General features: G+C 64.5%; 11 protein-coding genes. 7 read left to right on the forward strand and 4 right to left on the reverse strand.

Annotated features, from left to right (window positions below):
- Positions 1-178: 178 nt before the first annotated feature.
- The 6 genes from NMG70_RS30205 (at position 179) to NMG70_RS30230 (ending at position 8,474) form a co-directional block, all read left to right on the forward strand.
- Positions 179-1,039: a carbohydrate ABC transporter permease gene (locus NMG70_RS30205; protein WP_254027864.1), complete on the forward strand. Its 861-nt coding sequence runs from the start codon at positions 179-181 to the stop codon at positions 1,037-1,039.
- Entirely contained in the window at positions 1,036-1,887 is an 852-nt protein-coding gene (locus tag NMG70_RS30210) for a carbohydrate ABC transporter permease (protein ID WP_254027865.1), read from the forward strand. Before NMG70_RS30205 ends, NMG70_RS30210 begins: the two co-directional genes overlap by 4 nt.
- Positions 1,888-1,894: 7 nt before the next feature.
- On the forward strand, positions 1,895-2,977 hold the full coding sequence (locus tag NMG70_RS30215) for an ABC transporter ATP-binding protein (RefSeq protein WP_254027866.1): 1,083 nt from the start codon (positions 1,895-1,897) through the stop codon (positions 2,975-2,977).
- 115 nt (positions 2,978-3,092) lie between these two features.
- Positions 3,093-5,129: an aldo/keto reductase gene (locus NMG70_RS30220; RefSeq protein WP_254027867.1), complete on the forward strand. Its 2,037-nt coding sequence runs from the start codon at positions 3,093-3,095 to the stop codon at positions 5,127-5,129.
- Positions 5,130-5,537: 408 nt separating this feature from the next.
- Positions 5,538-6,482 (forward strand): MurR/RpiR family transcriptional regulator, encoded by a 945-nt coding sequence (locus NMG70_RS30225; RefSeq protein WP_254027868.1) that lies wholly within the window; start codon positions 5,538-5,540, stop codon positions 6,480-6,482.
- Between the two features lie 207 nt (positions 6,483-6,689).
- Complete coding sequence (locus NMG70_RS30230) at positions 6,690-8,474, forward strand: NAD(P)/FAD-dependent oxidoreductase (protein WP_254027889.1); 1,785 nt, start codon at positions 6,690-6,692, stop codon at positions 8,472-8,474.
- Between the two features lie 179 nt (positions 8,475-8,653).
- On the opposite strand, the gene NMG70_RS30235 is transcribed toward NMG70_RS30230, so the two are convergent.
- Positions 8,654-9,883, reverse strand: coding sequence for an amidohydrolase/deacetylase family metallohydrolase (locus tag NMG70_RS30235; RefSeq protein WP_254027869.1), 1,230 nt, complete (start codon positions 9,881-9,883; stop codon positions 8,654-8,656).
- A gap of 231 nt (positions 9,884-10,114) precedes the next feature.
- Positions 10,115-10,543: an Lrp/AsnC family transcriptional regulator gene (locus NMG70_RS30240; protein ID WP_254027870.1), complete on the reverse strand. Its 429-nt coding sequence runs from the start codon at positions 10,541-10,543 to the stop codon at positions 10,115-10,117.
- 124 nt (positions 10,544-10,667) lie between these two features.
- Here NMG70_RS30240 and NMG70_RS30245 point away from each other — a divergent pair, with 124 nt between their 5' ends.
- A complete protein-coding gene (locus NMG70_RS30245; protein WP_254027871.1) occupies positions 10,668-11,771 on the forward strand; it encodes a saccharopine dehydrogenase family protein in 1,104 nt (367 codons plus the stop codon).
- Between the two features lie 160 nt (positions 11,772-11,931).
- Here NMG70_RS30245 and lpdA read toward each other — a convergent pair whose 3' ends face one another.
- Positions 11,932-13,329, reverse strand: coding sequence for a dihydrolipoyl dehydrogenase (gene lpdA / locus NMG70_RS30250; protein ID WP_254027890.1), 1,398 nt, complete (start codon positions 13,327-13,329; stop codon positions 11,932-11,934).
- 243 nt (positions 13,330-13,572) lie between these two features.
- Positions 13,573-14,560: dihydrolipoamide acetyltransferase family protein (locus NMG70_RS30255; RefSeq protein WP_436798487.1), on the reverse strand; the 988-nt coding region annotated here is incomplete at its 5' end.

Below are 14,560 nucleotides of genomic sequence, written 5' to 3' on the forward strand. Positions count from 1 at the left end.
ATGCACGCCCAGATTGCGGCCAGCCCCTTCTCCCCGTCACTATACGGGGAGAAGTGCCCGGCAGGGCGATGAGGGGCAGCGCTGATTTCGACAATTGGTCCTCGCCAGAAGTTCATGAACCGCGTTTGCAGCCGCATCATTAACCCCGCGTTCCAGCGCGAGACAGGAAGGAGAAAGAATGCGCTATCAGAACGCCACGGCGTATCGCTTCCTCGCGCCCTATTTGCTGATCTTCTCGATCTTCTGGCTGTGGCCGATCATCAGCTCATTCCTGATCTCGTTCCAGGCGACGCGCACCGTGCCGTGGCGGTTCGCGCCCAGCTTCAACTGGGGCCGGTTGATCGGCGACCCGGCCTTCTTCAACGCCTTGAAGAACACGCTGCTCATCCTCGTCATCCAGGTGCCGGTGATGATCACTTTGGCGATCGTGATGGCCGTGCTTTTAAACTCGCCGCTGCTCAAGGCCCGAGGCCTGTTCCGCTTCGCCTTCTTCGCCCCGGTCGTGGTCGGCGAAGTCGCCTATTCGGCGGTGTTCCGGCTGATGTTCAACCTCGACTACGGCATCATCAACAAGCTGCTCAACAGCGTCGGCCTGCCGCGAATCGACTGGTTTTCCAACGTCACGCCGGCGATGGCGGTCATCATGATCGCGGTGACCTGGCGCTGGGCCGGCTACAACGCCATCATCCTGCTCGCCGGCCTGCAGTCCATCCCCCAGGATGTCTACGAGGCGGCGACGTTGGACCGCGTCAGCAAGCTCAAACAGTTCTTCTACATCACGCTGCCGCTGCTCAAGCCGATCATCGTCTTCTGCGCCGTGCTGTCGATCATCGGCACCATGCAGCTGTTCACCGAACCGTTCCTGATCACCGAGCGAGGCGGGCCGGGCGGCGGCACCGAAACGCTCGGGCTGCTGCTTTACCGCCAGGGTTTCAGGTCCCTCAATTTCGGTTACGCCTCGGCCATCGCCTACACCATGGCCGGGCTGGCAATCGCCATCTCGCTGGCGCAACTGTGGCTGACGAGGGACCCGAAATGAGCTCGCGTTCCTCTTCGAGCCGTTCCTCCGCCAGATTGGGACGCAGCATCGCGCTGCATCTCTTCCTGGCGCCGCTGGCGCTGATCTGGCTGTTTCCGCTGTGGATGATGGTGATCTTCTCGACCATGCCCGACAGAGGCATCTTCAGCCCCAGCATCGAGCTTTTGCCGCACGGCAATTTCCTCGACAACGTCAGCAATTTGCAGCGCGACACCAATTTCATCGGCGCCATCGGCATCTCGGTCTCGGTGGCAGTGACCTATACATTCCTCTCGGTGCTGCTCACCTCGATGGCCGGCTGGGCGCTGGCGCGCTACCAGTTCTTCGGCAAGGGCGTCGTCGTCGCGATCATCCTCGGCACCATCACGCTTCCCTATGCTGTCGTGCTGATCCCGCAATTCATCATGGTGGCGCGCGACTTCAAGCTCGCCAACACCTGGGTGGCGTTGATCGTGCCGCCGCTGTTCAATTCGCTCGGCGTGCTGTTCATGCGGCAGAGCTTCTCGATGATGCCGGGCGATCTGTTCGACGCCGCCCGGGTCGAAGGGGTCAAGGAATGGCGGATCTTCCTGTTCGTAGCACTACCGCTGGCGCGGCCGATGCTGGCGGCGCTCGCCATCATCCTGTTCCTTGCCTCCTGGAACAATTACCTCTGGCCGCTGCTGATCAATTCCAAGCCTGGCGCGATGACGGCGCCGGTGGCGCTCGGCACGCTGATCGGCCTCACCAAAGTGTCGTGGGGCGGCATCATGGCTGGCGCCGTGATGCTCACCGTGCCGATGCTCGTCGTGTTCGTGCTCTTGCAGCGCCATTTCGTCGCCGGCATTGCCGCCGGCGCCATCAAATAGGATCAGCATGGCAGCGGTCACACTCAAGAAGGTCGTCAAGCGCTTCGGCGTCTTCGAGATCGTTCACGGCGCGAACATCGACGTCAATGACGGCGAATTCGTCGTCTTCGTCGGCCCTTCCGGCTGCGGAAAATCCACGCTGCTGAGGATGATCGCCGGGCTCGAGGACATCAGCGGCGGCGAAATTGCCATCGGCGGCAAACTGGTGAACGATGTCGAGCCGGCCGACCGCGGCATCGCCATGGTGTTCCAGTCCTATGCGCTCTACCCGCATATGAGCGTCGAGCAGAATCTGAGCTTCGGGCTCAGGATGAACGGCAACCCGAAAGCCGACACCGAGCGGCGGGTGAAGCGGGCCGCCGAGATCCTCCGCATCGCCGAGCTGATGAAACGGCGCCCGCGGCAATTGTCGGGCGGCCAGCGCCAGCGCGTCGCCATCGGCCGCGCCATCGTGCGTGAGCCGCAGGTGTTCCTGTTCGACGAGCCGCTGAGCAATCTCGACGCCGAGCTCAGGGTGCAGATGCGGGTCGAGATCTCGCGCCTGCACAAGGAACTCGGCGTCACCATGATCTATGTGACGCATGACCAGACCGAAGCGATGACGCTGGCCGACAGGATTGTTGTGCTCAACGCCGGCAATATCGAGCAGATCGGCGCGCCGCTCGATCTCTATGACGACCCGGCCAATCGCTTTGTAGCCGGCTTCGTCGGCTCGCCAAAGATGAATTTCATGGCGGCGAAAGTGGTCGGGAACGACGGCGCAGTAACCGTCGAACTCGCCAACCATGGCGGCGCTCGGCTGCGGAAACCGCTGTCGGGCGCCCCGCCTGCGGTTGGCGCCGAAGTCGTGCTCGGCGTGCGCCCGGAGCATTTCTTCGAGGCCGGCGAAGGCGATTGCGACATCGCCGTCAAGGCCGACGTCGCCGAACATCTCGGATCGGTGAGCTATGTTTATGCCAGTGCCGGACCAGAAGAACTGATCATCGAACGTGAGGCATCGCGGCAGCGGGCGAATGGCGACCACATGGCGGTGTCGATCAAGGCCGTCCGGTCGCTTCTCTTCGACAAATCAGGTGCACGCATTCGCTAATGCATGTCGCCCAAACTGCGCATCGGTTGGGACAACGACATGCATAAAAACAAAGACACGCCAATTTTTCTTTTACCAACTCGCGACGCCGAGGCGACGCCCAAGGAGATTTGAAATGACGTCCGAACCACGAAAAATCCGCTGGGGCATTCTCGGGCCCGGCACCATCGCCAAGGCCTTTGCCGGCGGTGTGGCCCGTTCGCATACCGGCGAACTGGTTGCGCTCGGCGCACGCAATCCCGGCAAATCAGGCCTCGCCGATAACTTCCCGGGTGCTCGCATCCTCGACGGCTACGAGTCTCTGCTCGCGGACCCGGACGTCGATGCGGTCTACATTTCGACACCGCACCCAAGCCACGCCGAATGGGCGATCAGGGCGGCCGAGGCCGGAAAACATGTGCTTTGCGAAAAGCCGATGGGGCTGACCGCTTTCGAGGCGGACGCGATGATCCATGCGGCGCGCAAGGCCGGCACGTTTCTTGGCGAAGCCTTCATGTACCGGCTGCATCCGCAGACGGCAAAGCTGGTCGAGCTGGTCAGGTCCGGCGCGATCGGCGAGGTGCGCATGGTGAAATCGAGCTTCGGCTTCGCCATGCCTGATTTCATGCCGGAACACCGGCTCTACGCGAACGATCTCGCCGGGGGCGGCATTCTGGATGTCGGCGGCTATCCCATTTCGATGGCGCGGCTGATTGCCGGGGCAGCGTTGGGAAAGCCTTTCGCCGAGCCGGACAAGGTCGCGGGTGCAGCGCATCTCGGCCAGTCCGGCGTCGACGAATGGGCTTCGGCGCTGCTGCATTTTCCCAGCGGCATCGTCGCCGAAGTCTCCTGCGGCATCTCGCTGGCCCAGGACAACGTCCTGCGCATCCTTGGCACCAGGGGCCGCATCGAGGTCGCGGATTTCTGGTATGCGAGCGGCAGGGAAGGCGGCACCGGCGAAATCCGGATCATCCGTCCGGGCGGTGAGGAGGTGGTGGAGGTCAGGGAAGACCGCTGGCTCTACGCTTTCGAGGTCGACGCCGCCGGCGAGGCCATCCCGGCCGGAAAGCAGGAGTTTGCCTGGCCGGGCATGGGCTGGACCGACAGCCTCGGCAATCTGCGCGTGCTCGACAAATGGCGTGCCGCCATCGGGCTCGAATACGAGATCGAGAAACCCGAAAAACGCGTCTACACCATCTCCGGCCGGCGGCTGCGCGCCGGCGGCACCACCATCCCGAAGCGCGAAATTCCGGGCCTGCCGCGGCCGGCCTCGTGCCTGGCGCTCGGCTTCGAGGATTTTCGCACGTTCTCCTCGGGCATGATCCTGCTCGATGCTTATTTCGAAGCCGGCGGCAACGTCTTCGACACGGCCTTCATCTATGGCAGCGGCTACACCGAAACGCTGCTCGGCCAATGGTTGAAAAACCGCGGCGTGCGTGAGCAATCGGTGGTCATCGGCAAGGGCGCGCACACCCCGCTCTGCTATCCCGATGTGATCGGCAAGCAGCTCACCCAGTCGCTCGACCGGCTGCAGACCGATCATGTCGATGTCTATTTCATGCACCGCGACGATCCGGACGTGCCGGTCGACGAATTCGTCGACGCAATGGACAGGGAGGTCAGGGCTGGCCGCATCCGCGGTCCGTTCGGCGGCTCGAATTGGACGAGGGAACGCATGGACGAGGCTATTGCCTATGCCGAGCGGACCGGCAAGCAGAAGCCTGGCGCGCTTTCGAACAATTTTTCGCTGGCCGAGATGCTGGTGCCGATCTGGCCGGGTTGCGTCACCTCGTCGAGCGATGAATGGAAGGCCTGGCTGACCGCCCGGCAGATGCCCAACTTCGCCTGGTCGAGCCAGGGACGGGGCTTCTTCACCGGCCGCGCCGGGCGTGACCAGCGTGACAATGAAGAACTGGTCCGGGTCTGGTACTCCGAGAAAAATTTCGGCCGCCGCGACCGGGCGATCGAGCTCGCGACCAGGCTGGGCAAGAGCCCGATCCATGTCGCGCTCGCCTATGTCCTGGCCCAGCCGTTCCCGTCCGTCCCGCTGATCGGACCACGTACGCTCGACGAGTTGGACGACAGTCTGCAGGCCCTCGACATTGCGCTTTCGCCCGACGACATTGCGTGGCTGGATGGCGATTCAGATCAGCTCGCGCGACGCACGGGCTGACATCGCTGCCCTTGCCTTCTCCCCTTGTGGGGCCCGAAGGGCGGGCGAGGCCCGTGACTCGCCCCGGGCGGTGGATTGGCGCGCAGCGCCAAGACGGTTGAGGGGTGCTGGACGGAGTGCGGTCGGTGCCAAGCTGGAGCACCCCTCATCCGGCCGCTTCGCGGCCACCTTCTCCCACAGGGGGAGAAGGGGAGGCGCGCGTCCCCAGAAATCAGTCTGTAACTATCCGACTTTGCAGTCGAACGGCGACCGCGGATCTAGTCATCGGGATCGTTTGCACCGCGAATACATGATTGTTTTAATTATCTTTTCTATTTGTTGAAAAGCTTGTTGCTTTCCTACATACTTCAGCGAGCAGGCAAGCGGTGCGCAAACATGGTCGAGTTCCACGAACGGCAGGGATGAGTCATGACCGAGGCTGAAGGCCAGGTACGATTGACCTCGCGCCACGAACCCGATGAACCCGATCATGTCAGGCGCATCCCCGACATCATTTCGCTGGTGAAGGACTGTTACAGTGAATTGCGCCCGGCGGAGCGGCGCGTCGCCGATGTCGTGCTCGACGATGTCAGATTCGCGGTCGACGCTTCCAACGCAGCACTTGCCCAGCGCGCCCAGGTCAGCGAACCCACCGTGACCCGGTTCTGTCGGGCCATCGGCTGCGAGGGCGTGCGCGATTTCAAGCTGAAGCTGGCGCAGAGCCTGGTCGTCGGCGCGCTCTATCTGAGCAAGCCGCCGTCCGTGAGCAGCGACAATGGCATGCCGTTCTGGAATGCAGTGTTCGGCGAGGCCCGCCGGGCGCTGGAGGAAGCCGAACGGCAGCTTGATCCGGCGCAACTGGTGAAAGCCGCCGAGCTCATCGCCAAGGCGCGCCAGGTCACGGTGTTTGGCCTCGGCGGCAGCTCTTCGGCGCTGGCGCAGGAGACCCAATACCGGCTGTTCCGCTACGGCATCACCGTCAGCGCCCAGTGCGACCCCTACCTGATGCGGATGACCGCCTCGACCCTGAAGCCCAGCGACCTGGTGATCGCCATTTCGGCGACCGGACGCACGCGCGAAGTGATCGAGGCCGTCGAGCTCGCCAAGCATTACCGCGCCAACGCGATCGGCGTGACCGCGCCCGACACCGAGCTTGCCCGCGCCTGCGACGTCAGGCTGACGGTGGCGGTGCCCGAATATCCCGACACGCTGAAGCCGACCGCCTCGCGCTTCGCCTTTTTGGCCGCGATCGACCTGATGGCCGTGGCGGCAGCCTACAAGCTCGACGGCTCGGCTCGCGAAACGGTCCGCCGCATCAAATACAACGCCCAGATCCACAGGAAGGGCAAGGAAATGGAGCCGCTGGGGGACTGAGGCCTGGTTTAGGGGGCGTTTGCGCTGCCCCTCACCCTTACCCTCTCCCCGTGAAGAACGGGGAGAGGGGTCGCCAGCGCTGGAGCTTGTTCCTTCTCCCCGTTGTTCACGGGGAGAAGGTGCCGGCAGGCGGATGAGAAGCGGCGCCGAGTTCGACAACTAACGGCCCAATCCGGATTGGGTGCCTTGAAGGAGAGAAAGAAGCAGATGCTCGACATGGCACCCTCAAAGCAGGCGGCCACCTGGCTTTCCTCCCTCTCCCGCGCCCTCGAGGCGGGCGACGCCGAGGCCGCGACCAATCTGTTCGCCGAGGACTGTTACTGGCGCGATCTGCTGACCTTCACCTGGAACATCAAGACGATGGAAGGCCGTGCGGCGATCCGCGACATGCTGGATGCCGCGCTGGCGGTGACCAAGCCGACTGCCTGGCAGCTCACTGGCGAGGGAAGCGCGGACGAAGGCGTCGTCGAGGCCTGGTTCACCTTCGAAACGTCATCGGCGTGGGGCCAAGGCATCATGCGCTTGGCAGACGGCCGATGCCGGACGCTGTTCACGGCGATGAGCGATCTCAAGGGTTTTGAGGAGCGCAAGGGACCGACGCGGCCGCTGGGTGTTCGCCACAAGGCCGACCCGGACCGCGAGACCTGGTCGGAGGCGAGGGCGCGCGAGGCGCGTGATCTCGGTGCCATTGAGCAGCCCTATTGCCTGGTCATCGGCGGCGGCCAGGGCGGCATCATGCTGGGGGCACGGCTGCGGCAGCTCGGCGTGCCGGCGATCATCATCGAGAAGAACGCTCAACCCGGCGATTCCTGGCGCAACCGCTATCGCTCGCTCGTGCTGCACGATCCGGTCTGGTACGACCATCTGCCCTACATCCCATTTCCGGAAAACTGGCCGGTGTTCACGCCCAAGGACAAGATGGGTGACTGGCTGGAGATGTATACGCGCGTCATGGAGCTCAATTACTGGACCTCCACGAGATGCGTCAGCGCCAGCTATGACGACGCGGAAAAGATCTGGACGGTCGAGGTCGATCGCGCCGGCGAGCGCATCACGCTGATGCCAAAACACATCGTCTTTGCGACCGGCGCCTATGGCCCGCCGCGGCAGATCGACCTGCCGGGCGCCGCTGCGTTCCAGGGCGAGATCCTGCATTCCAGCCAGTATTTTAGCGGCGACAAATTCCGCGGCAGATGCGTCGCCGTCATCGGAGCGGCAAGCTCGGGGCACGATGTCGCCGTCGACCTCTGGGAGAGCGGCGCTGCGGTAACCATGATCCAGCGCTCGCCGACGACGGTGGTCAAGTCCGACACGCTGATGGAGGTCGGCTTCGAGATTTTTTCGGAAAAGGCGCTGGCCCGCGGCATCACCACCGAAAAAGCCGACATGATCGTCGCCTCGACGCCGTTCGCGCTGCTGCCGCAAAGCCAGCGGGCGCTCTACGAAATCATCAAGGCCCGCGACGCGGCCTTCTACGACCGCTTGCGCGGCGCCGGCTTCGCCATCGATTTCGGCGACGACGAGACCGGGCTGCTGATGAAGGCCTACCGCACCGGCTCGGGCTATTACATCGACGTCGGCGCGTCCGATCTGCTCGTCGACGGCGAGATCGGCGTCCGCAGCGGTGTCGAGATCAAGTCGCTGACGCCGACAAGCATCCTGTTCGACGACGGCAGCGAATTGGCGGCCGATGCGATCATCTCCTGCTCCGGCTATCAATCGATGAACGAGACCGTGGCGGCGATCGTCTCGCGCGAGGTCGCCGACAAGGTCGGCCTGTGCTGGGGGATTGGCTCCGGCGTGAAAGGCGACCCCGGACCATGGCAAGGCGAATTGCGCAACATGTGGAAGCCGACGGCGCAGGAAGCGCTATGGTTCCACGGCGGCAATCTGGCGCTGTCGCGTTTCTATTCGAAATTCGTGGCGCTGCAGATCAAGGCGCGGATGGAAGGCGTGGCGACGCCGGTTTATGGGGCACCGCTGGGGGATTGAGCGGCGCGGCTCTTCCTTCTCCCCTTGTGGGAGAAGGTGGCCGAGCGAAGCTCGGTCGGATGAGGGGTGTTCCAGCTTGGCACTGACGGCATTCCGTCCAACACCCCTCAACCCTCTTGGCGCTGCCCGCCAATCCACCTTCTCCCACAAGAAGGGGAGAAGGAAGAGCCGCCCAGCCTTCACCCACGCCCGAAATGCCGGCTCACCACATCGACATGCGTCTCATGCGCATGCGCTTCGAAGCGCTCGGTATCGCCAAGATCGTTGGCCGCTTCGTTCGGCCACCAGGTGCCGCCAATCACGATGCCGTCCGAGACCAGCCTCTGCTCGGCGACCAGCGAGGCGCCGACCGCATCGACAAAGGTAAAACTGCCCGGACGCAGCCGCAGCACCGCGATGTCGCCGACGGCGCCGACCGCCAGCGCGCCGAGATCGGGCCTTGCGATCGCCTCGGCCGGTCGCTGTGTTGCGGCGCGCAAAACCTCGACCAGCGGCATGCCGAGCGCCAGCAGCTTCGACATGCAGACCAGAATGTCGAAGGCCGGGCCGTCGATGCAGTAGAGATGCACGTCGCTGCTGATCACGTCAGGTGCCAGCCCTTCGCTGAGCATCGCCTTGGCGACCTCGAAATCGAACGAGCCCATGCCGTGGCCGATATCGAAGATGACGCCGCGCTCGCGCGCCAGCCGCATGTCCGGCCGCACCGCGCCGGAGGCGAAGACCGGCGCATTGGGAAACGGCCGGAAGCAGTGGGTGAGGATGTCGCCCTTGCGCAGCCGCGGCAGCACTTCCGAGCGGCCGGGCGGCGGCTCGTCGATATGCGCCATCAGCGGCAGGCCGGCCTGGTCGGCGGCCTCGAGCGCCAGATCGACCGGCGCGATGCCGCTGCTGCCGCCGGCATGACGACCCGAGCGGACCTTGACGCCAACGATCGTGTCTGCGTGCTCGCGCACCGCCGCCACCGCCTCGCGCGGTTCGCAGAGCCGCAGATCGCTGCACTCGCCGACCGAAACGGCCTGCGAGAAGCCGAAAATGCCGGCAAAGGAAATGTTGACATAGGCCAGGATGCGGACTTTCGAGCGCTCGATGACGTGCCGGCGAAAGCCGAGGAAGTTGCCGGCGCCAGCGCTCCCAGCGTCGATGAAGGTTGTGGTGCCGCTTTTTGCGGCGAGGCGGTCGGCATCGACGCCGAGCGAGGTGCCGCCCCAATAGACGTGGCTGTGCAGGTCGATGAGGCCGGGCGCGACGATGGACCCCGTCGCATCGATGACGCGCGCGGCCCGCTCGAAGGGAATGTCGGCATCGATCGCGGCGATGCGGCCGTTGGCGATGGCCAGATCGCGTCGCGCGTCGAGGCCCGACGCCGGGTCGATGAGGCGGCCGCCCTTCAGCAGGAGATCAAATTGCATCGGCGTCCGGCTCCTGTGTGTTCTCATCAACCGGCCTGTCCGCGCAATTCTCATACAGGTCGTGTGGAAAGCAACATTTTTGGAATTTATGTTGCTTTATTACAAGGCCGTAGCGGGCGTGAGCGGAGCGCCGAAATTGCCGATCTCCCCCCAAGTGGGGGAGATGTCCGGCAGGACAGAGAGGGGCGCTGTCCCGCCAGCGTTTCTGGGCCGCGCCAACGCAAGCAGCACTCACCGGTCGATCCGCGTCGACAGGATGATCGACGACGACGTCCGCTCGACCCCGTCCATCGCGCCGATCTCATCGAGAAGTGTGTCGAGGTCCTTGATCGAGGGCGCGTCGACGATGACGATCATGTCGAAATTGCCGCTCACCGAATGCAGCGTCCGCACCGGCGGCAGTGCCTGCAGGCTGCGCACCACCTTGTCGGCAAACTTGGGCGTGACGGTGAGCAGGACATGCGCCCGCACCAGTCCCTGTTCGTAGTCGGGCGAAAGCCTGACGCCATAGCCGGTGATGATGCCGCGCTGTTCCAGCCGCTCGATCCGGCTCTGCACCGTCGTTCGCGACACGCCGAGCCGCCGCGCCAGCTCGGCCGTCGAGGCGCGCGCATTCGCGCGCAGCAGGGAGAGCAGGGCCTGTTCGGCGTTGCTAAGCACTTTCGACGAACTCCGTCAGCATATTGGTCAATCTGACACTTCGTTTCGAACAGTTCAACGCTTCCTTTCGACAGGCAAGCCGTGATTCTATTGTCTTGAGCAAAGGCAAGGCGAGGGAACTGCCATGAAGAACATCATTGTTGTCGGCGCCGGCAAGATCGGCTCGACCATCGCCGAGATGCTGGCTTCCACCGGCGACTATCACATGACCCTCGTCGACCGCTCGGCCGCACAGCTCGGCGCGGCCGAACTGCCTGAAACGGTCGAGACGCTCGAACTCGACATCGAAGCCGCCGGCACGCTCGAAGCGGCCTTGGCCGGCAAGTTCGCCGTGCTCAGCGCCGCGCCCTTCCACCTGACCACACGCATCGCCGAAGCGGCGGCCAGCGCCGGCGTCCACTATCTCGACCTGACCGAGGACGTCGTCGCGACCCGGCGCGTCAAGCATTTGGCGTGTTCCGCCAACAGCGCCTTCATCCCGCAATGCGGGCTGGCGCCGGGCTTCATCTCGATCGTCGCCAACGATCTCGCCAGCCGCTTCGACACGCTGGAAAGCGTGCGCATGCGGGTCGGCGCGCTGCCGCAATACCCGTCGAATGCGCTGAACTACAATCTGACCTGGAGCACGGACGGCGTCATCAACGAATATTGCGAGCCTTGCGAGGCGATCGTCGAAGGCGAGCTGATCGAGGTGCCGCCGCTGGAGGAGCGCGAGGAATTCTCGCTCGACGGCGTCACCTACGAGGCGTTCAACACCTCGGGCGGGCTCGGCACGCTGGCCGAAACGCTGAAGGGCAAGGTGCGCACGCTGAACTATCGCACCATCCGCTACCCCGGCCACGCCGCGATCATGAAGGCGCTGCTCAACGATCTCGGCCTGCGCCACCGCCGCGACGTGCTGAAAGACATTTTTGAGAGCGCCCTGCCGGCGACGCTGCAGGACGTGGTCATCGTCTTCGTCACCGTCAGCGGCCGCAAGAGCGGCCGCCTGCTGCAGGAGACCTACGCCAACAAGATCTACGCCAGGCGCGTCGGCGATAAGGTGCGCAGCGCCATCCAGATCACCACCGCCTCCGCCATCTGCGCGGTGCTCGACATGCTGGCCGACGGCAGCTTGGCGGCGAAGGGTTTTGTCAAGCAGGAAGACATCGCGCTCGACGCCTTCCTCGCCAACCGCTTCGGCCGCGCCTACGCGCAGCACGAGATGGTTAGCCGGCTTGCGGGGTGAGTGTAATCTCTCCCCCTCGAATGTCGCCGAAGGCGACAGAGGGGGTCGCCTCGCGTAGAGCGCTAACCTCCATCTGTCGCAAGGGAGGTCGCATCCAGTCGAACCCACCCCCTCTGGCCTGCCGGCCATCTCCCCCGCAAGGGGGGAGATCACCTGCCCTCTAAACATGCAGCGCGTGCCCAAGCGCCTTCAGCCCCGCCTCCTGAAAACCCTCGCCCTGCGTCGGATGGGCATGGATGGTGCCGGCGATATCCTCCAGCCGCGCGCCCATTTCCAACGCCAGGCCGAACGCCGTCGACAGTTCCGACACGCCCTGGCCGACCGCCTGGATGCCGAGCACCAGGTGGTTGTCCGCGCGGGCAACGACCCGGACGAAGCCATCCTCGCCAAGCTTGGTCATCGCGCGGCCGTTGGCGGCGAACGGAAACATCCCGACCTTGATCTCGCCGCCAATCCTCTTGGCCTCCTCCGGCGACAGGCCTGCGGTGACCAGCTCCGGATCGGTGAAGCAGATGGCGGGAATTGAGCGCTTGTCCCAGCTGCGCTTGTGGCCGGCGACGATCTCGGCGACCATTTCGCCTTGCGCCATCGCCCGGTGCGCCAGCATCGGCTCGCCGGTGACGTCGCCAATGGCAAAGATGCCGCGCATCGAGGTGCGGCACTGGTCGTCGATGCGGATGAATTTACCCGCCATATCGAGGTCGATCTGCTCCAGCCCCCAGTCTTCGACCACCGGCTTGCGCCCGACGGTGACCAGTATCCTGTCGGCGGCGATCTTGCCATTCCTGCCGTTGCCCGTTTCGACCAGCAAAGCATCGCCCTTGCTCGACAGGCCCTTGGCCTTGGCGTTCACGAGCACCTCGATGCCGAGCTCGGTAAGCCGCTTCACCACCGGCCGGGTCAGCTCGGCATCATATTGCGCCAGCACGCGCGGCAAGGCCTCGACCACGCTCACCTTGGCGCCCAGCTTGGCGAAGGCGATGCCGAGCTCGAGCCCGATATAGCCGCCGCCGACGACGGCAAGCCTTTCCGGCACTTCGCTCAGCCCCAGCGCTTCAGTCGACGAGATCACCGCGCCGCCGAACGGCAGGAACGGCAGCTCGACCGGCGCCGAGCCGGTCGCGATCACCACCATCTCGGCGCGGACGACCTGCATGCCGGTCTCGGTCTGGACCTCGACGGTCTTGCCGTCGCGGAATTTCGCCCAGCCATGCACGGTCTTGACCCCGGCCTTCTTGAGCAGGCCGACAACGCCACTGTTCAGCCGGCTAACGATACCGTCCTTCCAGGCGATGGTCGCTTCGAGATCAATCGATGGCGCGGCGATTGAAATGCCGAGCAGGCTCTTGCCACTCGCCATGTGCGAGATTTTCTCGAACTCCTCGGCCGCATGGATCAGCGCCTTGGACGGAATGCAGCCGACATTGAGGCAGGTGCCGCCCGGCTTGCCGAACTCGACGATCACCGTATCGATGCCGAGCTGGCCGGCGCGGATGGCACAGACATAGCCGCCGGGACCAGCGCCGATGACGAGCAGCTTGCAGGCGATTTCCTTCATCATGGCTGTCCTTGCGCCGATGGCCGTTGCGCGCCTTTCCTTCTCCCCTTGTGGGAGAAGGTGGATCGGCGCGCAGCGCCGAGACGGATGAGGGGTGTTGGACGGAGCGCTGTCGGTGCCAAACTGGAGCACCCCTCATCCGTCGCCTTCGGCGACACCTTCTCCCACAAGGGGAGAAGGGGGAGCCAGCGTCCTGACGCCCCGAACGGCCTCCGATTGAGGGCGCCCTTTGACCTCATCTCCTCAATCCACAAAAATCAGTGCCGGGGTCTCCAGCAGCGTCTTGATCCGTTGAATAAACACCGCGGCGTCCCAGCCGTCGATGACGCGGTGATCGAAGCTGGAGGACAGGTTCATCATCTTGCGCGGCATGAACTGGGTGCCGTCCCACACCGGCCGCATCATCATCTTGTTGACGCCAAGGATCGCCACTTCCGGATGATTGATCACCGGCGTCGTCGCCACGCCCCCCATGGCGCCGAGCGAGGTGATGGTGATCGTCGATCCCGACAGCTCGTCGCGCGCCGCCGTGCCTGACTTGGCCGCCTCGGCCAGCCTGAAAACCTCGGCGGCGCAGTCCCAGATGTCGCGTGCCTCGGCGTGCTTGACCACTGGCACCACCAGCCCCGAAGGCGTCTGCGCGGCAATACCGATATGAACGCCGCCATGCTGGTGGACGATGCCGGCCTCGTCGTCGAACAGCGCGTTGATATTGGGCTGGTCGGCGATCGCCTTGACCATCGCCCGCATCAGGAACGGCAGCAGCGTCAGCTTCGGCCGCTCCACGCCGCTGCGCTTCTCCTTGTTGAGCGCCGCGCGCAAATCCTCCAATGCCGTAACGTCGATCTCCTCGACATAGGTGATGTGCGGGATGCGCGACTTGGCCAGCGCCATCTTCTCGGCGATCTTGCGCCTGAGCCCGATGATCTTGATGTCCTCGACGGCCTCGTTGCGGGCAAGCCCGGAGATTTTTGCAAGCTGCGGTCCGCGCGCCAGGAAGGCGTCGATGTCCTCGTGGAGAATGCGGCCGGCCGGGCCGCTTCCCCTGACCTGTCGGAGATCGACGCCGGCCTCTTTTGCCCTGAGACGGACGGCCGGCGAGGCCAGCGGCTTTTCACCTTCGGGGCGCGGCGCGCCGGCAGCCGCAGTACCCCGATCGACCGCAGCACCCCCACCCCTAGCCCCTCCCCACAAGGGGGAGGGGGATGCCGTCACCGTGGCAGATTCATCT

It is taken from the genome of Mesorhizobium ventifaucium (genome assembly GCF_935822925.1).
Taxonomy (GTDB): Bacteria; Pseudomonadota; Alphaproteobacteria; order Rhizobiales; family Rhizobiaceae; genus Mesorhizobium; species Mesorhizobium ventifaucium.

Coding starts and splice junctions, on each gene's coding strand:
- NMG70_RS30205 (WP_254027864.1), top strand. CDS start 179: ATGCGCTATCAGAACGCCACGGCGTATCGCTTCCTCGCGCCCTATTTG.
- NMG70_RS30210 (WP_254027865.1), top strand. CDS start 1,036: ATGAGCTCGCGTTCCTCTTCGAGCCGTTCCTCCGCCAGATTGGGACGC.
- NMG70_RS30215 (WP_254027866.1), top strand. CDS start 1,895: ATGGCAGCGGTCACACTCAAGAAGGTCGTCAAGCGCTTCGGCGTCTTC.
- NMG70_RS30220 (WP_254027867.1), top strand. CDS start 3,093: ATGACGTCCGAACCACGAAAAATCCGCTGGGGCATTCTCGGGCCCGGC.
- NMG70_RS30225 (WP_254027868.1), top strand. CDS start 5,538: ATGACCGAGGCTGAAGGCCAGGTACGATTGACCTCGCGCCACGAACCC.
- NMG70_RS30230 (WP_254027889.1), top strand. CDS start 6,690: ATGCTCGACATGGCACCCTCAAAGCAGGCGGCCACCTGGCTTTCCTCC.
- NMG70_RS30235 (WP_254027869.1), bottom strand. CDS start 9,883: ATGCAATTTGATCTCCTGCTGAAGGGCGGCCGCCTCATCGACCCGGCG.
- NMG70_RS30245 (WP_254027871.1), top strand. CDS start 10,668: ATGAAGAACATCATTGTTGTCGGCGCCGGCAAGATCGGCTCGACCATC.
- lpdA (WP_254027890.1), bottom strand. CDS start 13,329: ATGAAGGAAATCGCCTGCAAGCTGCTCGTCATCGGCGCTGGTCCCGGC.